The sequence below is a fragment of the Brachybacterium vulturis genome, from assembly GCF_043641765.1.
GTDB lineage: Bacteria > Actinomycetota > Actinomycetes > Actinomycetales > Dermabacteraceae > Brachybacterium > Brachybacterium vulturis_A.
On the sequence record NZ_JBHZRO010000005.1, the window covers coordinates 26,880 to 50,580 of the forward strand.

The following is a 23,701-nucleotide window of genomic DNA, read 5'->3' on the forward strand; positions in this document are numbered from 1 at the left end:
CCGTCACCGGCGGGTGCCGCGGCCCGACTCCGTCGGGAGACGCGAGAGCGCCGCCGGTGCCCCGCAGCCGGCCGGGGCCGGGACTGCCAGGGCGCCGACGGCGCACCACGTCGATGAGCGCTCACGAGCGCTCGAGGATCACTTCTCGATGGTCACCGAGGTGATGACGACGTCCTCGAGCGGACGGTCGCGCATATCGGTCTTGACGGCCTCGATGGCGTCGACGACCTTCTTGGAGTCCTCGTCGGCGACCTCGCCGAACACGGTGTGCTTACCCTGCAGGTGCGGGGTGGGGCCCACGGTGATGAAGAACTGCGATCCGTTGGTGCCGGAGGGCTGGCCGGTCAGCGCATTGCGGCGCTTGCCGGCGTTGGCCATCGCGAGCACGTAGGGCTCGTTGAAGTTCTTCTCGGAGATCTCGTCATCGAAGGTGAAGCCGGGGCCGCCGGTGCCGGTGCCCAGCGGGTCGCCGCCCTGGAGCATGAAGCCCGAGATGATGCGGTGGAAGATGACGCCGTCGTAGAACGGACGGGTGACCTTCTCGCCGGTCTCCGGGTCGGAGAACTCCTTGGAGCCCTCGGCGAGACCCACGAAGTTCTCGACGGTCTTGGGAGCGTGGTGCGGGAACAGCTCGAGGCGGATGTCCCCATGGTTGGTGTGAAGAGTTGCGAACATGCGGTCATCTTCCCATATCGGCCCCTGCGGGCGTCCCGACCGACCGGACGGGCGTGGGCTCCTTCTCATCGACTGTGAGCCCGGATACGCGCTCGCGTTAGAGTTGTGCCACACGGGTCCGTGGCGGTGTCCACCTGCCACGGCCCAGGGACCACCGTCGGCCCGACCCGACGGACTCGATCGAAAGGGGATTCCCATGGCGTTGACGACCAAGCGGGAGGCCAAGAAGGCCAAGAAGCAGGCTGAGAAGACGGTCGACGCGGCCGGCGCGACCGCGCTGCGGGCCGAGAAGGCCGTCGAGGAGCTGCAGAAGCTCGCCGCCACGGTGGGCCCCGTGGTCTCCGAGGGTGCGCGCGAGGCTCGCAGCCGGGCCACCGAGCTGTACGGCCAGTACGCCCCGGAGGCCCAGCAGCGCCTCCGGGAGCAGTCGGACAAGCTCCGCGAGCACTCCGACAAGTTCGCCGCGAACCTCAGCCCTCGCGCCGACAAGCTCCGCTCCGACGTGCAGGACGACTACCTCCCGCGCGCCCGCAAGACGGTGGAGACCTCCGGCACCGTGCTGAAGGCCGCCGTCGACGCGGCGCGCAAGGAGCTCGAGAAGGGCCAGGGCGACATCCGCTCCGCCGTCCTCGAGCCGACGCCGCAGCCGAAGAAGAAGGGCCGCGCCGGCAAGGTGCTGCTCGTCCTGGGCCTGGCCGCCGCCGGTGCCGCCGCGGGCTACATCGCCTGGCAGAAGACCCGTCCGGTCGAGGACCCGTGGGCCCCGCCCGCGGACTTCGCCCGGGCGCACTACCCCGCGTCCGCCGCGGACGAGTCCGACTCCTCGACCGTCTCCGACACCGTCGGCTCGGCCGATGCCGGAGACGTGGCCTCGGCCCTGAAGGGTGAGGACCGCTCCTCCGACGTGGAGCCCAAGGAGGTCAAGGTCGACTCGGATCCCGAGGCCGCCGACGACGACGAGAAGCGCGGCAACCACCGCAGCGACTCCTGACTCCTCGCCTCGGCGCATCACGGAGCATTCCGTGCACGACGGCGCGGTGATCCCGTCCCCGGACGGTGATCGCCGCGCCGTCGTCATGCCCGGCCCCGCTCCGCTCGCACTGCGCACTCCGCGGCTCCATCTGACCCCGGTCGCGGAGCGAGAGCTCGAGGAGCTGCTGGCGCTGCATGCGGATCCGCGCGCCTTCGCCGAGGACCTCACCGAGCCGCTGACCGACCGCGCCCAGATGCGCTGGGTGCTCAGGAGGTGGCGCGAGAGCTGGGTCGAGCACGAAGTGGGCTACCTGTCGGTCCGTGCCCACCGGCCGTCCGCTGCGGCCGCGACCGACGAACTCCCGGCTGCCATGAGGTCGCCCGACGCCGCGATGCCCGGGGAGCTCGTGCCGCTGCCGGGCGGGCTGCTCGGCGTCGTGGGCCTCACCCCGCTGGCCGCGGAGGATCCGACGGTGCTCAGCGCCTACTGGCGGCTGTCTCCCGCAGCGACGGGACGCGGCGTGGCGAGCGAGGCGATGCGGGCGGTGCTCACCCACCCGCAGCTCGGCGGCCGCGCCGGCGGGAGCTGCGGTGGCGACAGGGGCGGCGGGCGCAGCGGAACCGAGATCGTCGCGGTGACGGCCGCCGCCAACCGGCCCTCCCTCGCCCTGGCCTGCCGGCTCGGCTTCGTCCCGGCGCCGCCGGAGCGCCCGGTGCCCGGAGGCCGCGCAGGCGATGTGCTGCTGGTGCTCGGGGGTTCCTAGACTGCACCGCATGCCTGCTGCCACCCCCTTCCGCGGCGCCGGCCGCTACGCCCCCTCCCCCAGCGGCGACCTGCATCTGGGGAACCTGCGCACCGCGATCCTCGCCTGGGTGCTGGCCCGGCGCAGCGGACGCGCCTTCCACCTGCGGGTCGAGGATCTCGACCGGGTGCGCGAAGGGGCCGAGCAGCGCCAGCTCGAGGACCTCGCCGCGCTCGGGATCGACTGGGACGGCGCGGTGGTCCGCCAGTCCGAGCGCGGACCGGCCCACGCCGCCGCGCTCCGCTCGCTGGACGCACAGGGCCGGATCTACGAGTGCTACTGCACCCGGCGGGAGATCCTCGAGGCGCCCAGCGCCCCGCATGCCCCGCCGGGCGCCTACCCCGGCACCTGCCGTGACCTCTCCCCCGCCGACAGGGAGCAGGGCCGGGCGCGGATGCGGGAGCTGCGCCGCGAGCCGGCGCTGCGGCTGCGCGCTGAGGTGCCGAGCTGGCAGGTGCACGACCTGTGGGCCGGGGAGGTGACCGGCACCGTCGATGATCTGGTGCTGCGCCGCGGGGACGGCGTGGTCGCCTACAACCTCGCCGTCGTCGTCGACGATGCGGCGGCCGGGGTGGATCAGGTGGTGCGGGCCGATGACCTGCTCAGCTCCGCCCCGCGGCAGGCGCATCTCGCCCACCTGCTGGGCCTGCCCGAGCCCGGGTACGCGCACGTGCCGCTCGCGGTGAGCACCGCAGGTGCCCGGCTCGCGAAGCGGGACGGCGCGGTGACGCTGCAGGACCGGCGCGAGCGCGGGGAGAGCACGGCGGCGGTCGTCGAGAGGATCGGGAGCTCGCTGGGACTGGAGGGCTGCCACAGCGCGCGCGACGTGCTCGAGCGCTGGGACCCGGCCACGCTCCCGCGGCACCCGTGGACGGTCGACCTGCCGGACTGATGCCGCGCGGCGCGGACCGCTCGCGGGGACCGGCTTCCCGGCGGGGCACGGCCTGGCCCCTCGTCTGTCGCGCCACACTTATTACCAACCAGTAACAACTTTCGATACACGGATGTATCGTGTGCGTCGTGATGTCACTCCTCCGTGCGCTCCTCACCGCCCTCACCACCGTCCTGGGCACGGCACGCGACGCCGTCTTCTCGGCCGCCCGTGCCGTGGCCGATGCGCTCGCCCGCGCCCTCGGAGCGACGGGCCGCGGGCTCTCCACCGTCGGCCGTGGAGCGCTCGCCCTGCTGCCCGGAGAGTGGAAGACGCCGATCGCGGCGCTGTTCGTGACCGGCCTGGCCCTGGTCCCGCTGATCTACTCCGGCAACATGACCTGGTCTTTCCTCGACCCGAGCCACAATCTCGACCAGATCACCGCCGCCGTGGTGAACGAGGACGAGGGTGCCACGGCCACCTCCCCGGACGGCGAGGAGACCAGCCTGGACATCGGCGCGGAGTTCACCGACACGCTGCTGGACCTGGACAAGGACTCGGTGTACCACTTCGTGGAGGTCTCCCCCGGCGAGGCCCGGCGCGGCCTCGCCGACGGCACCTACGGAGCGAGTGTCGAGATCCCCGCGGACTTCTCCGCGCACGTCGCCTCCCTCGGCGGGGACGCCGAGGAGGCGGCGCCCGCCCTGCTCACCGTGACCACCAACGACTCGGTCAACTACGTGGGCGGCAACTTCACCAAATCCGTGGGGACGGCGCTGACCGACTCACTGCGCGCGAGCGTGCTCGAGCAGTACCTGGGTCAGATCTACGTGGGCTTCACGACCATCCACGACGGCATCGGCGACGCCGTCGACGGGGCCGGCGAGCTGAGCGACGGCACCACCACCCTGCACGACGGCACCGGCGACCTGGTCGACGGCAGCACCGAGCTGGCCGAGGGCACGGAAGCGCTGGCAGACGGCAGCGCGGAGCTGGCCGACGGGGCGACCACCCTGCACTCCGGCAGCCTCGACCTGGTGGTGGGCCTGGACCAGCTCAGCACCGGGGCGGTCACCCTGCGCGACGGCACGGCAAGGCTCGATGCCGGTGCTCAGGAGCTCCGCACCGGGTTGGTGACCCTCGATGAGAACGGACAGCCGCTGCGCAGCGGGGCCCAGCAGCTCGCGGCCGGCACCTCGGAGCTCGCCACCGGGGCCGGCACCCTCGCCGACGGCGCCGGACAGGTCGCCGATGGCACCCAGCAGCTCGATCAGACGGTCTCCGCCGCGCAGGAGCGCGCCGAGGAGACCGGCGTGACCTCGGAGAGCGTCCGGCGCGTCAGCGAGGACCTCGTCACCGCGATCGACACCCTCGAGGGCGTCGCCGGGGATCTGCCGGGGCAGCTCGCCGACCCGGTCACCACCGCGGGCACCGTCTCCGAGGCCGCCACCACCCTCGACGAGACCGTGAGCGGCCTCGATGAGGCCGCGCAGGACCTCGACCGGGCCACCGCCGACCGCACCGAGGACGCCCGCGGGCTGCAGGACGGCGCCGCCACGATCGGGCAGGATGCCACCGCGCTGGATGCGGACGTGCAGACCGCGGACCAGGCCGCCACCACGGCCTCCGGGAGCGCCGCCACCAGCGAGGAGGGGGTGCGCGGATACACCGAACAGGTCGAGGATCTCGCTGCGCGCTGCGAGGACTCCGGCGCCGACGCCGCCTTCTGCGAGGAGCTCGCGACCACCTCGGACTCCTCCTCCCAGGTGCGCGGCGACGCCGAGCAGGCCTCCACCGATGCGGATGCCGCCGAGGCGGCCACAGGCACCGCCGCCGAGCGGTCCACCGAGATCGCCGGCACCGCCGCGGGCATGACCGGGTCCGCCCAGGCGATGCTCACCTACCTCGAGGGCCTCTCCGAGACCACCTCGGGCCTCGCCGAGGGAACCTCCTCGCTCGCCGAGAGCACCGGGAGCCTTGCCGAGAGCGCCTCGACCCTCGAGCAGGACCTCACCACCCTGCGCGACGACGCCATCACCGCCGCCCCCTCCCCCGCACCGAGCGCGAGCGCCTCGGATCTCGCCGCAGACCTGACCGAGCAGGCCCGCACCGCGGCCGAGGCCCTCCCCGAGGCCTATGCGACCCTCGAGCAGGGCGCGCAGGACATCCACCGCTTGAACTCCGGTGCCCAGCGGGTGTCCTCGGGTGCCTCCGAGCTCGCCGAGGCGAGCGGCACCGCGAGCGAGGGAGCGGGCGAGCTTGCCGACGGCGTCACCCGCTACACGGACGGGGTGGACACCGCCCGCGACGGCGCCGAGCAGCTGGCCGGCGGCACCGGTCAGCTCGTCGACGGCTCCCAGCAGCTGGCCGAGGGGACCGCCGAGGCCGGCGCCGGTGCGCAGCAGCTCGCGGATGGCGCCGGGCGGCTCGAGGACGGCGCCACGCAGCTGGAGGACGGCGCGACGCGGGTCGACGAGGGCGCGGAGGAGCTGGCCGAGGGCGCGGTCGCGCTCGATGACGGGGCGGGAGAGCTCGCCGACGGTGCGCAGGAGCTGCAGGACGGGCTCGCGGAGTCGCAGGACGAGGTGCCCGCCTACAGCGACGACGAGAGCGAGGCGCTCTCGGAGACCGCCGCGGAGCCGGTGCAGATGAGCCTCGAGCGCGCGCATGATCTGGGCCGCTTCGGCGAGGGCCTGGCCCCGCTGTTCCTCGCCATCAGCCTGTGGGTGGGCGGCATGGCGATCTTCCTGATGATGCCGCCGTTCTCCTCCCGGGCCGCCGCGGCCGGCGCAGGCCCCGTGGGGCTGCTGGCCGGCGGCCTGGCGCCCGCCCTGCTGCTGGGCCTGGTGCAGACCGCCATCGCGGTGGGCGCCCTGCACTGGCTGGTGGGCGTGAGGATGGACGACCTGCCGCTGATGATGGGGCTCGCGGCCCTGACCTCGATGGTGTTCGTGGCGCTGAACCACGGCTTCGGGGCCCTGTTCGGGCCGGTCGGGAAGTTCGTCGCCCTGGTGCTGATCGCCCTGCAGATCTCCGGTGCCGGGGGCACCTACCCGGTCGCGACCCTGCCGCGGTTCTTCCAGGCGATCCACCCGTACCTGCCGATGACCCACGCCGTGGATGCCTTCCGCGGTGCGATCGGCGGCGGCTGGATCGACCCCTCCGGCGCCCTGACCTGGCTGCTCGGCTGGCTCGTGCTCGGTCTCGCGCTCGGCCTGGCCGGCGCCGTGGCCCAGCACCGCCGCGCCCTCGCCGCCGGGCCCCTGGCAGGCGGCGCGGCCGCGGCCTGACCCCGCCCGCGGCTGCCGACCGCTTGCCGCCGTCGCCGGCCTGCCGCCGTCGCCCGCCTGCCGCCGTCGCCCGCCTGCCACCGTCGCCCGCACCGGGCCGTGCGGGGACCTGCCGCCGCACACCCCGTCCGCTCCCGTACGGGTCGGTGGTCGGTGACCGGCGCCAGGGCGAGGGCTATGCCGATATCGCCGTACATGTCGCCCTGACGCCAATACCCGACCAGAGGCCGACGTCCCGCACCGGAGTCTGCACCCGAGTCCGGGCCTGTACCTGCACCTCCACCTGCACCTGCACCTGCACCCGTACTCTGGCACGGGCCGGCACCTACAACCGCACCTGCACCCCAGCCTGGATCTGCACCTGCACCCGAGCCTCAGCCCGCGCCAGTTCTGCGGCCGGGCCCGAGCATGCACCGGTACCCGGGACCTGGATCCGAGCAGGTGAGCCTCTCCTCCCCAGCCCTGCGTCGTCCACAAGGACGATCCAACTCCCCCGTCCTCGCTGCGGCTCACCTGTACTGCTCTGATGAAGATTCCCGGAATCGCGCACCGCTCGGACCTCGCCGGGCTCGGCATCACCGATGCCGCTCGCCGGCGCCTCCTCCGCAAGGGACGGATCATGCGCGTCGGCGCCTGGTATGTCACCGGTGACGCCCCGGAGGAGATCGTGCTGCTGCTGCGACGAGGGGTGCGGCCCAGCTGCGTGACCGCGGCAGAGCATCACGGCCTCTGGGTGCCTCTGCACACGGGCCATCACGTGTACCGGCCGCGCGGCCTCGGGGTCGAGAAGCACGACCAAGGTCTTGCGGAACGCGGCCAGGATCTCATGGAGCACGACCAAGCTCTCGTGGAGCACGGCTCGGAGATGAGGAGCTGGCCGGACCAGGATCCGGTCGCCGAGCTGTCGCTGACCCTCGAGCACGCCGTGCGTTGCCTGTCCGTCCCGGATGCCGCGATCCTCCTCGAGTCCGCGCTGAACCGGCGGAGCATCTCGCGGCACGGGGTGCGGCGGGTTCTCGCCGCGCTTCCCGCCGCGCGTCGCGCGCAGCTGAACCGGGTCACCCCGCTCGCCGAGTCGGGGACCGAGACCGCGGTGAGATGGTGGCTGGAGTCGCTGCACGTACCGGTCACTCCCCAGGTGCAGATCCCCGGAGTGGGAAGGGTCGACCTGCAGCTCGGGGCGAGCTGGATCATCGAATGCGACAGCGTGCGCTTTCACGACAACCCCGAGCAGTACCACCGGGACCGCGCCCGTGACCTGCGCCTCCAGGCTCGACGCTACATGGTCACCCGACTCACCTGGGAGCAGGTCTTCCTCGACTGGGAGGAGACGAAGTCCCAGCTCCTGCAGATACTCCGCCGCCGCGACCACTGCCGCCCGATCGCAGGTTGATGGTCGAGGGCTGGCCCGCACGCGACATGTACGGCGATATCGGCATACTCATCGCTGTGACGCCAATACCCGACCGCCACCACGCCCAGCTGGCGGACGGGCAGGCGGGCAGGCCGGCAGGAGGACGGGCAGGCGGGCTGGCGCGCAAGCAGGGAAGGAGCTCGCGGGCTTGCGTCCGTACGGGTGCGCAGCCCTGGGAGGCGCGGTGCCGCCCCCAGTGCTCAGACCAGTGCGGGAACCGGCTCCGCCGGGCGAGCCGCCGAAGCGCGGGCCCCCTCCGGGCGGGCCCGGGACTCTCCCGTCCGGGTCTCTCCGGTCCAGGCCTCGCCGGCCCCGGCCTCACCGGTCACGGCCTCGCTGGCCCCGGACTGGTCGGTCGCGGCCGGGCGGGGCGCCGGCAGCGCGTCGGCGCGGCCGAGGGAGCGCAGCGTCCAGCCCGCTGCCCGCCAGTGCTGCGGGTCCAGCACGTTGCGGCCGTCGATCATGCGCGGGGCCGTGACCAGGGCAGCGGCGCGCGCGGGGTCGAGCTCGCGGTACTGGCTCCACTCGGTGAGCAGCACGGTCAGCTCTGCGCCCTGCAGCGCGGTGTCGAGATCGGGCTCGAGCTCGGCCAGCTCCTCCATGCGGGGCCGGGCGTTCTCGAGCCCCTCGGGATCGGTGACGGTGACCTCGGCGCCGGCGGCGCGCAGTCGCGTGGCGACATCGAGGGCCGGGGAGTCGCGCACGTCGTCGCTGTCGGGCTTGAAGGCGGCGCCGAGCACGGTGACCCGGCGACCGTGCAGGTCGCCGAGCAGCTCGCGGGCCAGCTCGACCACGCGCCCGCGGCGACGGTCATTGATGGCGTCGACCTCCCGCAGGAAGCCGAGCGCCTCCCCCACGCCGTGCTCCTCGGCGCTGGCGATGAAGGCGCGGAGGTCCTTGGGCAGGCAGCCGCCGCCGAAGCCGACGCCGGCGCGCAGGAACTTCGCCCCGATGCGGTCATCCATGCCGACCGCGCGGGCCACGTCGGTGACATCCGCCCCGGTGACCTCGCACATCTCGGAGACCGCGTTGATGAAGGAGATCTTCGTGGCGAGGAAGGCGTTGGCGGAGGTCTTGACCAGCTCGGCCGCCTCGTACCCCATCACCAGGCGGGGCGGCTGCTTCTCGAGGATGCGGGCGTAGACGCCATCGAGCATCTCGATCGCCTGCTCAGCGGCGGCGTCCTCGGGATCGTGCACGCCGTAGACCAGCCGGTCCGGGTCCAGGGTGTCCTGGACCGCGAATCCCTCCCGGAGGAACTCGGGGTTCCACACCAGCTGCACGCCGTCGAGGTGGGCGAGCCGCTCGCGGAGCAGGCGAGCGGTGCCGGCCGGGACCGTGGATTTGCCGACCACCAGGGTCGGGGCGCCGCTGCGGGACGGCAGCACCTCGGCGAGCGCGTCGACCGCGGTCTCGAGGTGGCTGAGGTCGGCGCCGAAGCCGTCGGCCCGCTGCGGGGTGCCGAGTCCGAGGAAATGCACCTCGGCGCCCGCGAGGTCGGCGTAGTCGGTGGTGAAGCGCAGCCGGCCGGTGGCCAGGCCGCGGGCCAGGATGTCCGCGAAGCCGGGTTCGTGGAAGGGCGGGATCCCGGCCTGGAGCGCGGCGACGCGCTCGGCGTCGATGTCCAGGCCGATGACCTCGTGGCCCAGCTCCGCCATGGAGGCGGCATGGACTGCGCCGAGGTATCCGACACCGATCACGGAGAGAGTGGTGGTGGTCATCGCGACATCGTCCTTTCGAGGTGGGCGGCGGGGCCGCTCAGCGAGGGGGATTCGTCCGCTACAGCGGAGCTGTGGTGGGGGTCGAGGGTGGCTGCGAGGGTCCGGGCCAGGTCGCGCCATCGCGGGCGGAAGGCGTAGACGCAGGCGAGGCGGGCGATGGTGCCGGATTCGTAGGCGGCGAGCGTCTCGGGACCGATGCCGCTGTGCAGGGCCGCCCGGTCGATCTCCTCACGCACCACCTCGGCCTGGTCCGGGGACCACAGGCCCTGCAGCTCGCGCCAGAGGGCGTGGGCGCGCAGGTTCCCGACGTCCAGGGCGGGGTCGCCGAGGGCAGCGGTGTCGACGTCCAGCAGCGCGGGAGGCTCTCCCGGCCGCCACAGGATCTGCTTGTCATGCAGGTCGCGGTGGATGAGCGAGGGCCGCTCGACCCCGTCGACGCGGGCGAGCTCGCGGTGGGCCGCGGCGACGGCCCGGCCGCGGGCCCGCGCACCGGCGGGATCCACGGCGTCGGCCCGCTCGCGCCAGGTGGTCAGCACCGCGGCCTCGGCCTCGGGCCCGTGCACCGTCTCGCGGATCGGAGCCGTCCCGTGCCCGTCGGCGCCCGCAGTCTCGAGACGGCCCCGGGAGGAGCGGACCGCGGCGGACCAGGCCTCCAGGGTCTCGCGCCAGGCGCGACGCCAGCTGCCGTCGGCGAGGGGCAGCCCCTCGTGCACCAGGTGACCGGGCAGCTCGGCGAAGGTGACCGTGTCGTCGTCGGCGGCGAGCACCCGCGCGGTGCGGAAGGGTCCGGCGAAGTCCTCGGCGCGGGCGATGGCCTCCAGCAGCCGTGCGGCGCGACCGGGCCGGACGATCTTCACGTACCGCACCGCGCCGCGCTCCTCGCCATGGCGCACCACGGCCCGTTTCCCGGGGCGGTGGGAGACGATGACGGCGCCGGGACGCGCGGCCAGCACCCGGGCCAGGCCCGGCAGGCGCGGATCGCTGCCGGCCTCGTACACGGTGATCCGACCGGTGGTGGCCTCCAGACGGGCCCCGCGCAGCGGCCCGTCCTCGCGGTCCGCGCGCTCCTCCACCAGCTCCAGCGGCAGGCCGCGGCCGTCGTCCGCCCAGGCGCGGCGCACCGTCAGGACGGTGCCGTCATGCTCGATCCGGGCCGGGACCAGCGGGGCCTGCTCCGCCTCGCGGAGGGCGGGGGCGGGTCCGTCGGCGGCGCGGTCCGGGGCCGGCAGCGGCAGGCGCTCGGGACGCTCCAGCACCGCCTCGGCGAGCGTGAGGCGAGCCTCGACGGCGGGCAGCCAGTCCGAGCCGTATCGCCGCATGGGGTCCAGGGCGGCGGCGAGCAGGGCGCGCGCGGTCCAGGCCGCGAGCTCCTCCGCGGCGGGCAGGGTGCGGTGGCGGGCGTATCCGCCCAGGAACGCGGTGGCCTGCTCCTCGACCCCGGCGAGCAGGCAGGAGGCGAGCCAGGAGCCGAGGTCGGCGCCGGCCGGGCCGAGGCCCGAGCGGTCCAGGTCCACGACCCGCAGCGGCAGGCGGCCATGTCCGGGCACCGCGGTCTCGTCGACGGACAGCAGCACCTGATCGGGGGAGAGATCGCCATGGATCAGCACCTGCGGACCGTCGGCCGGCAGCACGGTGCGCAGGCGCGTGACGAGGTGCTCGATCTGCTGCGCCCGGTGCGGGAGCAGGTCGGCGAGGTCCGCGCTGGTCCCGGAAATCGGGCTGCCGATGCGCGCCGCGGGCAGGGGTCGCCCGGTGACGTCGGCCGCGTGGAGGCGGGCGATGATCCCGCCGAGGCGGGTGGCCGCGGGCATGGACAGCGGGTGGGGGGCGAGCGCGGCGAGGTCCCCGTGGCCCCAGCGCTCGCCGACGAGCACGGCGGAGCGACCGCGCCAGCGGTGCTGCTCGAGGGTGGGCAGCCCCAGCTCGCGCCAGTGGCCGACGACCTGCAGCAGTCCGTCCAGCGGGCGGGAGGCGACGCGGAGCACCTCGCCGGTGCCGGGCAGGAGGAGCACCGCGTGGCGGCCGGGATTGTAGCTCAGCACCCGCGGAGCCGTGCCGCTCTTGTGGCGGCGCAGCACCCGCTCGATCTCTCCGCCCAGCCGGGGATCGCTGTCGATCCCGCCGCTGAGCAGGAACGGACCGTCCCCGTCGGCGGACTCCGCGGCCTGCGCAGAGGCCTGCGCAGAGGCCTGCTCAATAGGGTGCTCGAAGGGGTGCTCGAGCAGCTCGACGCCGTGGCGGGCGGCGCGGGAGAGGAGGTTATGACGCTTGTCGGCGGAGGCGATCAGCTGCACCCAGCCGACGTCCTCGAGGGGCCGGCCGGTCGTCCCCTCGGCGGATCCTGCGGCGCGGTGAGCGACCAGCACCGAGGCGCTGGGCTTGATCCGCACCCGGTCCGGGGTGACCTCGCGGCCCAGCAGCGCGGAGAGCCGGGCGGGATCCAGCACCTGCTCGGCGCCGGGGAGGCGGGAGTGGTCCACCAGCAGCCCCAACGGGGTGTCGTGGGGGTGCACGGACTGCACGGTCGCGGTCATCGGAGGGCCTCCTGGGAGGTCGGGGCGGACGGCACGGGGGCGGTGGGCGCCGAGGGTGCCGACGGGGCGGTGGGCGCTGAGGAGACGGGCGACGGGGCGACGGGCGATACCGGTGCCGGGTCCTCCTCGTCGCTGCGCTGCTCGATCATCCAGCGCGAGTAGCGGGAGTCCGGGTCGGCGGCGAGCTGGGCGGGGGTGCCGTCCTCGAGGATCCGGCCCTCCTCCAGCCACAGCACCCGGTCGAGCCCGGCCACGGTGGTGGCGTCATGGGTGATCGAGATGGTGGTGCGGGAGCGGGCCAGCTCACGGAGCGACTCGTTGACCTGGGCCTTGGCGGCCGGGTCGAGGCCCGTGGTGGCCTCGTCGAGCACGACCACGGGGGCGCGGCGGATCATCGCCCGGGCGATCGCGATGCGCTGGCGCTGCCCTCCGGAGAGGGTGTCGCCGCGGTTGCCGAGGACGGTGTCGTACCCCTCGGGCAGCCCCATGATGAAGTCATGGGCGCCGGCGCGGCGGGCGGCCTCCTCGATCTCGGCGAGGCTCGCCTCCCTCCTGCCGAAGCGGATGTTCTCGCGCACCGACTCGGTGAACAGCACCGATTCCTGCGGGAGGATCGCGACCTGGCGGCGCAGATCCTCGAGGCTCACCGACCGGGTGTCGTAGCCGCCCACCCGGATCCGGCCCTGCTGCGGCTCGTTCAGGCGCAGCAGGTAGGAGACCAGGGTGGACTTCCCCCCGCCGGAGGGGCCGAGGATCCCGACGTGCTGACCGGCCGGGATGTGCAGCGACAGGTTCTCGAACAGCGGGCGGCCGTGTCCGTCCTGAGAGGTGAGGGAGGAGAACTCGACGGTGCCGCGCACGTGCCGCATCTGCACCGGGATCGGGGGATCGACGATCTCGATCTCCTCGTCCAGGAGGTCGGCGATGCGCTCCCCGGAGGCGGAGGCGCGGGCGATGCGGCCGGTGTACTTGGCCATGTCCCGCAGCGGCTTCATGGCGATCTTCAGGTAGGTCAGGAACAGCACCATGTCGCCGGGGCTCATCACGCCGCGCAGCACCTGCAGGCTGCCCACCACCAGCACCGCGCCCTGGGCGAGGCCCACCAGCACGTCGGTCGCGCGCTCGAGTCCGGCGGCCAGCTTCTTGGCCCGGATCCCGGCCTTCATGGCCTTCTCGTTGCCGCCGGCGAACTCATGGGCGACGGTCTTCTCCAGGCCGTAGGACTGGACCACCCGGATCGCGCCGAGCGCTTCGGCGGCGGCGCCGACCAGGGATCCCTCACCCTTGCGGGTGCTGCGGGAGGCATGCACGATCTTCGGGGAGGAGCGGCGCGAGAGCAGCAGGTAGGCCAGGCCCGTGAGGATCACGATCCCGGACAGGAACGGATCCAGGAGCACCATCACCACCAGCAGCGCCACCAGGGTGATGATGTTCCCGATCAGCGGCAGGCCGGCGGTGACCGCGACGTCCTGGAGCCGGCCCACGTCGCCCACCAGGCGCTGGGAGGTGTCGCCGATGGAGGCGCGGGAGTGGTAGCGCAGGGACAGCGCCTGGACGTGGTCGAAGACGCGGGTGCGCAGCTCGGTGGCGATCCGCGCCCCGACCTTCGCGAAGGACACGGTGGCCAGGTAGTTCGAGGCGGCACGGCCGCCGATGATGACGGCGAGCCCGAGGGCGGCGGCGATCACGGTCTGCTCGATGTTCAGCCCCAACGGCGAGGCGTCCGAGGGCAGGTCCGCGCCGAGCGCGGAGGTCACGGCATCGACCGCGTACTTCAGCGGCCAGGGCTCGAGCACCCGGAAGGCGACATCGAGCAGCAGAGCGCTCATTCCCACCAGGCACAGCAGCAGATGGCGCGGCAGGTGCGGGCGGATGATGCGCAGGGTGCGGCGCAGGGCCGAGGGGTCCAGCCGCTCCTTCCTCGGCACCGCCGAGCGGCCCCGCAGGAGGCGCCGACGGGGCTGCGGCGCTCCGGCCTCGCCGCTCCCGCGCTCGGCTCTGCGGGTCCGTCGCCGGCGGAGGAGGTGCGCGACCATCAGGCCACCGCCTCGGTCGGGGCGCCGCTGCTGAGGCGGCCCAGCAGCTGCCGGCAGCGGCTGCGCCAGTCGTGCTCGGCCAAGGCGCTCTCGCGAGCGCTCACGGCGAGGTGGGCGCGGCGGCCGGGATCGGCGGCCAGCTCGTCGAGGGCGGTCGCGAGCTCCTGCACATCGCCCGGCTCGACCAGCATTCCCAGCGTGCCGTTGCCGAGCAGCTCCGGGATGCTGCCGATCGCGGAGGCGACCGTGGGCAGGCCGGCGGCGAGGTACTCGTAGACCTTCAGCGGGGAGAAGTAGTGCTCCCCCGCCGGGTACGGAGCGGCGGCGATGTCGAGGCCGTGGAGGACGCCGGGGACCTGTGCGGGCGCGACGGCGCCGCGGAAGCGGACCCGATCGGCGATCCGGAGCTCGGCGGCGAGCCGCTCGAGCTCGCTCTGCTGGGGCCCGGTCCCGCAGATGTCCAGGCGCAGGCGCTCCTCGGTGCGGGCGAGCGCGCGCAGCAGCAGGTCGGTGCCGTGCCAGGGCTTGAGAGTGCCGACGAAGCCGACGGTCACCGGGGCGTCCGGTGCCGGTGCGGCGAGCGGCCGCGGGGCGGGGGTGATGCGCGTGGTGTTGACGCCGTTGGGGGTGAGGACCACCCGTCCCGGAGCGGCGCCCGCCTCGCGGGTCCACTGCGCGACGGCCTCGCTCACGCAGGAGACGACGCTCGCGCCGTGCAGCTGGCGGCGGGTGGCCGCGAGCGCGCCCTCCTCGTCGGTGAGGCTGCGGTGCTCACGCTGCTCGGCGATCAGCGGTGCGTTGACCTCGAGGATCGAGGGGATCGTTCGGCTGCCGGGATCCGTCGGGGCCGAGAGGCGGGCGGCGGTGTCGGAGAACAGCGAGTAGCGCTCGTAGACCAGGTCGAAGCCGCCGGCGGCGATCTCCCGGGCGATCTCGGCCGCGGCCGCGGCGACGGCCTGCTCCCGCTCGGCGGGCGTGCCCGACCGAAGGCGGTGGCGGTGCACCTCGAGGTCGACGAGATCGGCGGGGACGTCCTGGTCGGTGCGGGTGCAGAACACGATGACCTCGTGGCCCTCGGCGCGCAGTGCCCGGATCACCTCCTGGACGTGCACGGAGGCCCCCTTGGTGCCGAAGACTCCGATGCCGGGGTCGAGCAGGGCGTAGGCGATCCTCATGACAGGCTCCTTCCGGTGGGTGCCGCGGGCTCCGCGAGCGAGGGGGAGGCGGCGGGCGACAGCAGCTGCGTCGTGCTCGGGCGCGGCGTCGGCGCGGCCTCCGGCACCGCCTCGAGCGGCTGGGTGAGGATGTTGCGGTGCGCGGAGCGGGCGACCAGCTCGCGCAGGTGACGGGCCTGCAGGCGGGAGCCGTACTGCGCGACGACCAGCTCGCGCGCCGCGTCGGTGAGGGCGAGCCGGTCGGTGGCGGGGTCCAGCGCCTCACGGACTGCCTCGACCAGCGCCGGGGTGTCGCCGCTGGGGACCAGCCAGCCGGTGCGGCCCTCCAGGATCACCTCGCCGACGGCGGTGACGGAGGCGGCGACGCAGGGGATGCCGGTGGCCATCGCCTCCAGCAGCACCGTGGGCAGTCCGTCGGCGTTGCCGTCGGCCCCGATCACGAAGGGCGCGACGAAGAGGTCGGCCTCCTCCAGCAGGCGGCGCACCTCCTCCTGGGTGCGCGGGCCCAGCAGGTGCACCTGCTGCTGGAGGCCGAGCTCGGTGATGCGGGCGGCGAGGTGCTCGCGCAGCGGGCCGTCGCCGACGATCTCGGCGCGGACCTCCCGGCCCTCCTCGCGGAGCTCGCGGACCACGTCGATCAGCTGGTCGAAGCCCTTCTTCTCGACCAGGCGGCCCACCCCCAGCAGCACCGGCACCGCGGGCAGGGCGCCGCGGCGCCGATAGGGGAAGCGCTCGAGCTCGAGGCCGTTGCGCACCAGCTCCAGGCGGGCGGTGTCGCGGGCGCCGAACCGGGAGCGCAGGTGCTCGCGGTTGTACTCGCTGATGGTGACGGCGTGGTCGGCGTCGCGCAGCTTGCGGGCGAGATCGGCGGGCTGGACGTCGTGGTGGAAGATGTCCTTGGCGTGGGCGGTGAAGGAGTACGGCAGCTCGGTGAGCAGGCTCGCGAGCCGGGCGACGGTGGTGGCCAGCGAGGCGAAGTGGGCGTGCAGGTGCGTGACCCCGTGCTCGCGGGCCAGCATCGCCACGGCGAGCGCCTGCTCGGCCTCGTCGACCCCGGCGGCCACCAGCTCGTGGAGCTGCGCGGACATGCCGCGGGCGAGCTCGGGATCGGTCATCGCCGCCGCCCAGAGCTCCCAGAGGCGGCGCGGGCTGGAGGAGCGGCCCACCTGGATCACGGGGGCCTGCACCCGGGCGAGCTCGGGGTGGAAGCGGGCGTCGGTCGGGGGTCGCAGGGAGAAGATCACGATCTCCTCGCCGGCGGCCTCGCGGGCCAGGATCTCCGAGACGATGAACGTCTCCGAGAAGCGGGGGTACATCTTCAGCACGTAGGCGAGACGTGGTGGTCGGTCAGCCGACATGGCGGGACACCTCCGGGTGGGCGGGGACGGATGCGGGCAGCAGCTCGGCGGCGAGCCGGGCGACGACTCCCAGGCCGTCGAGATCGATGTGAGAGCGGTCGGTGCGGTCGGTGACCGAGCGTCGCCACCAGGCGGTGAGGTCCGCGGCGGTGAGGTTCTCGGGATCGCAGGTCTCGACCGCGCCGACGGCGGCGAGGGCCCGGGCCCGGCGGGGCTGCTCCTGGCGGCGGCGGTGCCGGGGCACCACCAGGGCGGGAGTGTCAGTCGCCATCACCTCGGCGATCGTGTTGTAGCCGCCCATGCAGACCACGGAGGCGGCCTCGGCGATCAGCTCGGGCACGTCGGGAGCGCTGCGCAGCACGGTGGTGGCCCCGTCCGTGCCCGTCGCCCGGTCCGCGGTCTCGGCCAGCTCGCGGATCTCCTCGATCTCCTGCGCAGGCATCTGGGGCCCGGTGATCAGCAGGTGCCGGTGACCGGCGGGGAGGCGGGCGGTCGCGGCGAGACGGGCCGGCTCCGCCCCGTCGGAGCCGCCGCCCAGCACGGTCAGCACGTACGGCCGGGGCGGCGTCGGGGAGCTGCGCTCGGGACTGAGGGGACGGGCGGCGGGGCGGCCGTGGGAGAGGTAGCCCGTCAGAGTGGCTTTCCGTGCCAGCGGCGGCGGCAGCTCCCCCGTCCGGCACGGGTCGTAGACCTGCGGGTCGCCGTAGACCCAGACCGCGTCGAGAAAGGAGGCCACGAGCTCGGCGCCGCCCAGGGCGTCCCATTCGGCGGCCGCCGCACGGGGGGTGTCGAGCACCTCGCGCATTCCCAGCACCGTGGCGGTGCCTCGGGAGCGGAGGTTCGCGAGCACCGGCCGCAGCTCGCCGTCGATGCCGAAGGGATGACGGTCGGCGATGAACAGGTCCGGGTCCAGCGCGGTCAGGACGGCGTCGATGGTGGCGCTGCGCAGGTCCCGCAGGGCGTCGCCCTCGAGGCCGAGGTGGCGCGCGCGGTAGCCGTCGCGGGTGCGGGTCATGCCCGGCAGCACCAGCCAGTCCCAGCCCTCGGGGAGGGGGTCGCGGCCGGCATCGGGGTGGCCGGCGATCAGCAGCCCGCCGACGCTGCCGCCGGTCAGTGGCGGCAGCTGCTCCGCCAGCGCATGGGCGAGGGCGCGGTTGCGCCGGGAATGCCCCAGACCCACGGAGTCGTGGGAATACAGCGCGATCGTGGTGTCCATCGGGCTCTCCTGGTCGTTCGGTGACGATCAGCAGGCTCCCAAGCGGCGATGAGGTGAGGATGAACCGCTGATGAGGACGCTCTCATCGGCTCGTCCCGCCCGTGGCCGCGGCGACGCGCAGCTCATGCGGGGCCGGGTCCCGGTCCGGGTCCGGGTCCGGGTCCGGGTCCGGGTCCGGGTCCGGGTCCGGGTCCGGGTCCGGGGCATGGTCCGGTCCGGGGCATGGTCCGGTCCGGGGCATGGTCGGGGACTGGCGTCACCGCGACAGGTACGGAGATATCGGCATACCCATCTCCCTGGAGCCAGTTCCCGACCAGGCTCTCGGAACAAGCCGCTCGACGCCGCGCTCGCGGGTGGCCGGTGGCGAACACCCGGGCCCGGCCACCCGGGCCCTGCATCGGGTGGTGCAGGCGCTCGGCGAAGCACGCACGATCGATGCCGCCACCGCCCTCTTCATGGAGCTCCGGCGTGGCTTCGTCACCGGCACCGTGGCCCCTCAAGGGTGCAGCTGCACGAAGCCCAGGGCTCGTCCTCTCCGACCGCCGGTCAGCGTGCCAGCTGCTGCGCGCGGGCCAGGATCGCCTCGCGCGACGGCACGTCGGAGGCGACGCCCCGGATCACGCCGGCCATCGCGATCGCGGCGTCATCCAGCAGGCGGTAGCCCTCCGCGGAGTCGGCGTGCTCGGCGAACTCCCGGGTGTGCAGGGCACCGCCGGCACCGGTGATGCCGACGAAGGGGTGCAGCGAGGGCACCCGCCGGGACACGTTGCCCATGTCGGTCGAGGCCGAGGTGATCCCGAGCGAGCCGTTCAGCGGCCGACCGCGCCGTCGCATCGCCGCATTCCAGGCGGCGCCCAGCACCTCGTCCTGGAGCAGCGGCTCGTAGACGGGCTCGCTGCTCGTGATCTCGAGGGTGGTGCCGGTGGCGAGGGCCGCGCCCTCGAAGCAGGCGATCAGTTGCCGGCGCAACTCCTCGAACTCCGGCATGGTCAGCGCGCGGCACTCGAAGTCGATCACCGCAGTCTCGGGGACGATGTTGGTGACCCCGGACTGCTGGGGCACCAGCGCGAGCCGCGGGCCGTCCCGGATCCGCTGGCGCAGCAGACCCGCCGCGACCTGGGCGACCACGGCGGCGTCGTTGGCGTTGATCCCGTCGGCAAGATTCGCGGCGGCGTGGGCGCCGCGTCCGGTGAAGGTGGCGCGCCAGCGGCCGACGGCCTGGCTGGTGGAGCCGAGCACGTCGTAGGTGTCGGTGTGCGGGGTGGGGTGGCTCATCAGGGACAGGTGCACGCCGTCGAAGACGCCGCGGTCCAGCAGCAGCTGCTTGCCGGCGCCGTGCTCCTCCCCGGGGGTGCCGATGACCTGGAGCGTCACGTCGAGGTCGCTGAGCTGCTCGGCGAGCGCCAGTGCCGCGCCGAGCGAGGCGCCGGCGATCAGGTTGTGGCCGCAGCCGTGGCCGATGCCGGGCAGGGCGTCGTACTCGACGCACAGCGAGGCGACCAGGGAGCCGGTGCCGAGGGTGGCGCGGAAGGCGGTGGGCAGCTCGGCGATGCCGCGCTCGAGGGTGAAGCCGGCGCTCTCCAGCAGGTCCGCGCAGCGGTCGTGGGCGCGCTGTTCCTCGAAGGCGGTCTCGGGGTCGGCGTGGATCGCGCGGGCCAGGGCGTGCACCTCCTCGCGGCGCGAGGCGTAGGCGGTGAGAAGGACGGCGTCATCGGTCACGGCATGATCCTGCCATGGTGCCCGGCGGCGGTGCCCCCATCCCGTGCGGCCGCGAGTCCCGCACAGCCGCGAGCGCGCAGCGGCGGGCGCGGGGCCGCTCAGTCGCCGGAGCGCAGCAGCGGCGGCATCAACGAGGTGCCGCCCGCGGCGCGGTACAGGCGGGCGGGACGACCTCCGGTCGGGGCGGCGTGCCGGTCCAGCTCCGCCAGGAAGCCCTCGGTACGGGTGGCCTTGCGGTGGAAGTTGCCCGCGTCCAGGGTGGTGCCCAAGACGCTCTCGTAGACCCCGCGCAGCTGGGAGATGGTGAACTCCTCGGGCAGGAAGGTCGTGGCGAGGGTGGTGTACTCGAGCTTGCTGCGGGCGCGCTCGACGGCGCATTCCAGCACGGTGGCGTGGTCGAAGGCGAGCGCCACCTCGGCGAGCTCCTCGAGCGGCCACCAGCGGGCGTCGGCCACGTCCTCGCCGCGGCGCGGGTCGGGCAGATCCGCACCGAGCGCCATGAAGGCGACCGAGACCACATGGCCGCGCGGGTCACGGCCGGGGGTGCCGAAGGTCCGCACCTGCTCGAGGTGCACGGCGCCGCTGCCCAGCGAGGCCTCGTCGGCGAGCACCCGATAAGCGGCCCCGTCGAGGTCCTCACCGAGCTGGACGAAACCGCCGGGCAGGGCCCAGGCACCGCGGTGGGGCTCGTCCTCGCGCTGGATCAGCAGCACGTTCAGGGCGCCTTCCCGGAGGGTCAGGACGGTGAGGTCGACAGCGACGTGGATCTCTGATGAGGAGGTGGCCATGTGTCCAGAGTAGGCACAGTTCTCGTCATCCTGACTCCATCTGCAAGGCGGCTCACACGTCACCGCACGCTCGCAGCACGTCGCTCAGACTCCACCCGACCCACTGCGCTCCTACCGCTCGCACGCTCGCAGCACGTCGCTCAGTTCTCGAGCCAGCGGCCCCACTTGTCGGGGCGGTGCTCCGCCTCGACGATGCGCACGGTCCCGGAGGTGGAGCGCATGACGATGGACTCCGTGAAGATGCGGTGGTGCTGGTAGCGCACCCCCTTCAGCAGATCTCCGTCGGTGATGCCGGTGGCCGCGAAGTAGCAGTTGTCGGAGGTCACGAGGTCGTCCGTGGTGAGCACCCGGTCGAGGTCGTGACCGGCGTCCAGAGCCTTCTGCTTCTCGGCGTCGTCGGTGGGAGCGAGCCGCCCCTGCAGCATGCCGCCGGTGGCCTTGACCGCGCAGGCGGCGATGATGCCCTCCGGGGTGCCGCCGGTGCCCAGCAGCATGTCCACCCCGGAGCCGCGGGCCGCCGCGATCGCGCCGGCCACGTCCCCGTCCATGATGAACTTGACCCGGGCCCCGGCCGCCCGGATCTCCTGGACCAGGGGCTCGTGACGGGGACGTTCGAGCACGCACACCGTGACCTGGTTGACGGGCTTTTCCAGCGCCTTGGCCACCAGCTTGATGTTCTGCTCGACCGGCAGGCGCAGGTCCACGTACTCCGCCGCCTCGGGCCCCACCACCATCTTCTCCATGTAGAACACGGCCGAGGGGTCGTACATGCTCCCCTTCTCCGCGACCGCGAGGACGGCCAGGGCGTTGTTGTAGCCCAGTGCGGTGAGGCGGGTGCCGTCGATCGGGTCCACCGCGACGTCGACGTCGGGGCCGCTGCCGTCCCCCACGGACTCGCCGTTGAACAGCATCGGGGCCTCGTCCTTCTCCCCCTCGCCGATCACCACGGTGCCGTCCATCCGGACGGTGTCCATGAAGGAGCGCATCGCATCGACCGCGGCGCCGTCGGCCCGGTTCTTGTCACCGGTGCCCACCCAGCGGCCGCCGGCGATGGCGGCGGCCTCGGTGACGCGGACCAGTTCGAGCGCGAGGTTGCGGTCGGGGGCGGTGGTGGCAGAGGTGGTCATATGGGGGCTCCCTCGGTGCGTGGACATGGATGGAGTCGCGGACCGGGACCTGCCGAGTCGACAGGCCGATCGTTGCCTGACGTGCACCTGTGACTGTACCCGCCCGTGCGCCTGCCCCGCCCGGTGGGGGAAGGGGGCGGGACTGTCGCCCGGACGGGGTCAGGCCGTGACCGTGGTCCGCTCACCGGCCTCGTGGCTGCGCTCGGTGACCGCTGCGCGCAGTGCGACGAAGAGGGCGACCAGGCCGACGGTGAGCACGATGTGTCCCAGCCCTGCGATGTCGGGGATCGCGGCCGAGGTGGTGGCCGGGCCCTGCCCGTCCAGGGTGAGGACACCACGCACGGCCTGCATCACCACGGTGACCAGCAGCCCGATGTTGTAGGTCCAGTAGAAGACGGTGAAGGAGCGGCTCCCGCTGAGGGAGAAGACCGCATCCAGGGCGAGCACGAGAAGGAACACCAGCATTCCCAGCGCCAGGAGGTGCGTATGGAGGGTGCTGAGCTGGGAGTCGACGCCGAGGGTGTCGGTGGCCCTGGTGTACTCGCGGTAGAAGAGGCCCGAGACGAGACCGAGGATCATATAGGCGAAGGCGGTGCGGAGAAGTCTGTTCATGCCATCCAGCGCAGGAATCGCGGCAGGTCACGTGATCCCCCGAAAGGTCGATCCGGGCTCGTCCGTCCGGCCGTCCGCCCCGGTGCTCGGCGTGCGCCGGCACTGCTGGCCGGCCGCCCCACGAACGGCTCAGGTCTGGCTGCGCAGGTGCCACGTCCAGAACCCCAGGCCCAGCAGGGCGAAGCACAGTGAGGCGAGCGCGAAGCTCACCAGTGTGCCGCTCACCAGCGGCGCGATCAGCCCGGCGAGCAGAGCGTTGAGCACCAGCGAGAAGAAGGTGCCCAAGGAGGCGGCGGCTCCGCGCTGACGCGGGAACAGATCCAGCACCTCGAGCTGGATGGGGGCGAACACGAGCGAGACGGCGAAGGCGATGAGCAGCGGCCCGATCACCGCCGGGAGCAGAGCGAGGGACAGCTCTCCGGGAGGACCTGGCACGAAGGAGACCAGCACCAGGTTCACCGCGGTCGCGGCGACCACTGCGAAGAACCCGACGGTGATCAGCCGGCTGCGCCGTACCCGCTCGGCGACCCGACCCACCAGCCAGGACCCGCTCATCAGACCCACGATCAGCGGCACGAACAGCACCCAGAAATCCTGCTCCCCCATTCCCAGCAGTCGCACCACGAAGAGCGACGCGCCGGCGATGAACAGGAACTGCGCGGCGAAGCCGAAGGCGGTGGCGGCGGCGATCCGCAGCATCACGGGGGACCGTCCCACCTGCACCAGCGACCCCAGCAGGGAGCGGATCCGCAGGGGGGTGCGGTCCTCGGGCGGCAGCGTCTCCGGCAGCGCCATGGTCAGCACCAGCACCAGGATGCCGTACAGGCCCACGCCCGCGAACGCCCATCGCCAATCGCCCAGCAGCAGCAGCCAGCCGCCGATGACCGGGGCGATCGCCGGGGCGAGGGCGAAGATCATCATCACGCGGGCCATCAGGCGCTGCGCCTCGGGCCCCTCGAACAGGTCGCGGATCACGACACGGGAGACGATCGTGGCGGCGCCGGCGCTCATCCCCTGCAGCACCCGCAGCAGCACCAGGGAGCCCAGGCTCGGCGCGATGATGCTGCCGAACATGCCGATCAGGTAGATGACCAGGCCGCCGATCATCACCTTCTTGCGTCCCAGGGCGTCCGAGAGCGGGCCGTGGAAGACCGACATCACGGCGAAGGCGGCGAGATAGACGGAGACCAGCTGCTGCAGGGCGACCTCGTCGGCCCCGAACTCCGCCCCGATGCGGGTGAAGGCCGGGAAGATCGAGTCGATCGAGAAGGGCCCCAGCATCGCCAGCGCGGCGAGGGTCAGGGTGAGGCGCGCACCGGCGCGGCCCTGGCGCGTCGGGGTGCTCGCGGCGGGCGAGAGGGACGAGGGGGCGTTCACCCGGCCCACTGTA

17 protein-coding genes are annotated in these 23,701 nt (G+C 73.4%); 5 read left to right on the forward strand and 12 right to left on the reverse strand.

Annotated elements, in window-relative coordinates; genetic code table 11:
- Positions 1–138: 138 nt before the first annotated feature.
- Positions 139–675 (reverse strand): peptidylprolyl isomerase, encoded by a 537-nt coding sequence (locus tag ACHUEU_RS05135; RefSeq protein WP_394214824.1) that lies wholly within the window; start codon positions 673–675, stop codon positions 139–141.
- Between the two features lie 196 nt (positions 676–871).
- On the opposite strand from ACHUEU_RS05135, the gene ACHUEU_RS05140 reads away from it, so the two are divergent.
- From ACHUEU_RS05140 to ACHUEU_RS05160, 5 genes are all read left to right on the forward strand, one after another.
- Positions 872–1,666 carry a hypothetical protein gene (locus tag ACHUEU_RS05140; RefSeq protein WP_394214825.1) on the forward strand — a complete coding sequence of 265 codons (795 nt, stop codon included), beginning with the start codon at positions 872–874 and terminating at the stop codon, positions 1,664–1,666.
- A gap of 31 nt (positions 1,667–1,697) precedes the next feature.
- The gene (locus ACHUEU_RS05145) at positions 1,698–2,411 is read left to right on the forward strand and encodes a GNAT family N-acetyltransferase (RefSeq protein WP_394214826.1); all 714 of its coding nucleotides are present in this window, start codon (positions 1,698–1,700) and stop codon (positions 2,409–2,411) included.
- A gap of 10 nt (positions 2,412–2,421) precedes the next feature.
- On the forward strand, positions 2,422–3,342 hold the full coding sequence (gene gluQRS / locus ACHUEU_RS05150; RefSeq protein WP_394214827.1) for a tRNA glutamyl-Q(34) synthetase GluQRS: 921 nt from the start codon (positions 2,422–2,424) through the stop codon (positions 3,340–3,342).
- Between the two features lie 131 nt (positions 3,343–3,473).
- Positions 3,474–6,611: a YhgE/Pip family protein gene (locus ACHUEU_RS05155; RefSeq protein ID WP_394214828.1), complete on the forward strand. Its 3,138-nt coding sequence runs from the start codon at positions 3,474–3,476 to the stop codon at positions 6,609–6,611.
- A 526-nt stretch (positions 6,612–7,137) separates the two neighbouring features.
- The gene (locus tag ACHUEU_RS05160) at positions 7,138–8,004 is read left to right on the forward strand and encodes a hypothetical protein (RefSeq protein ID WP_394214829.1); all 867 of its coding nucleotides are present in this window, start codon (positions 7,138–7,140) and stop codon (positions 8,002–8,004) included.
- 221 nt (positions 8,005–8,225) lie between these two features.
- Here ACHUEU_RS05160 and ACHUEU_RS05165 read toward each other — a convergent pair whose 3' ends face one another.
- From ACHUEU_RS05165 to ACHUEU_RS05215, 11 genes are all read right to left on the reverse strand, one after another.
- Positions 8,226–9,746: a UDP-glucose dehydrogenase family protein gene (locus ACHUEU_RS05165; protein WP_394214830.1), complete on the reverse strand. Its 1,521-nt coding sequence runs from the start codon at positions 9,744–9,746 to the stop codon at positions 8,226–8,228.
- Entirely contained in the window at positions 9,743–12,280 is a 2,538-nt protein-coding gene (locus tag ACHUEU_RS05170) for a phosphotransferase (RefSeq protein ID WP_394214831.1), read from the reverse strand. Before ACHUEU_RS05170 ends, ACHUEU_RS05165 begins: the two co-directional genes overlap by 4 nt.
- Positions 12,277–14,316, reverse strand: a complete 2,040-nt coding sequence (locus tag ACHUEU_RS05175) for an ABC transporter ATP-binding protein (protein WP_394214832.1) — start codon at positions 14,314–14,316, stop codon at positions 12,277–12,279. The genes ACHUEU_RS05170 and ACHUEU_RS05175 overlap by 4 nt, the downstream gene beginning before the upstream one ends.
- Positions 14,316–15,491, reverse strand: a complete 1,176-nt coding sequence (locus tag ACHUEU_RS05180) for a glycosyltransferase family 4 protein (protein WP_394214833.1) — start codon at positions 15,489–15,491, stop codon at positions 14,316–14,318. Before ACHUEU_RS05180 ends, ACHUEU_RS05175 begins: the two co-directional genes overlap by 1 nt.
- Positions 15,488–16,849, reverse strand: coding sequence for a glycosyltransferase family 4 protein (locus tag ACHUEU_RS05185; protein WP_394214834.1), 1,362 nt, complete (start codon positions 16,847–16,849; stop codon positions 15,488–15,490). Before ACHUEU_RS05185 ends, ACHUEU_RS05180 begins: the two co-directional genes overlap by 4 nt.
- Positions 16,839–18,065 carry a glycosyltransferase family protein gene (locus ACHUEU_RS05190; RefSeq protein ID WP_394214835.1) on the reverse strand — a complete coding sequence of 409 codons (1,227 nt, stop codon included), beginning with the start codon at positions 18,063–18,065 and terminating at the stop codon, positions 16,839–16,841. The genes ACHUEU_RS05185 and ACHUEU_RS05190 overlap by 11 nt, the downstream gene beginning before the upstream one ends.
- A gap of 546 nt (positions 18,066–18,611) precedes the next feature.
- Entirely contained in the window at positions 18,612–19,784 is a 1,173-nt protein-coding gene (locus ACHUEU_RS05195) for an amidohydrolase (RefSeq protein WP_394214836.1), read from the reverse strand.
- A gap of 98 nt (positions 19,785–19,882) precedes the next feature.
- Complete coding sequence (locus ACHUEU_RS05200; protein ID WP_394214837.1) at positions 19,883–20,572, reverse strand: NUDIX hydrolase; 690 nt, start codon at positions 20,570–20,572, stop codon at positions 19,883–19,885.
- Positions 20,573–20,712: 140 nt separating this feature from the next.
- The gene (glpX, locus tag ACHUEU_RS05205) at positions 20,713–21,699 is read right to left on the reverse strand and encodes a class II fructose-bisphosphatase (protein ID WP_394214838.1); all 987 of its coding nucleotides are present in this window, start codon (positions 21,697–21,699) and stop codon (positions 20,713–20,715) included.
- Positions 21,700–21,858: 159 nt separating this feature from the next.
- Complete coding sequence (locus tag ACHUEU_RS05210) at positions 21,859–22,311, reverse strand: DUF2871 domain-containing protein (RefSeq protein WP_394214839.1); 453 nt, start codon at positions 22,309–22,311, stop codon at positions 21,859–21,861.
- 129 nt (positions 22,312–22,440) lie between these two features.
- Complete coding sequence (locus ACHUEU_RS05215) at positions 22,441–23,688, reverse strand: multidrug effflux MFS transporter (protein ID WP_394214840.1); 1,248 nt, start codon at positions 23,686–23,688, stop codon at positions 22,441–22,443.
- Positions 23,689–23,701 lie beyond the last annotated feature (13 nt).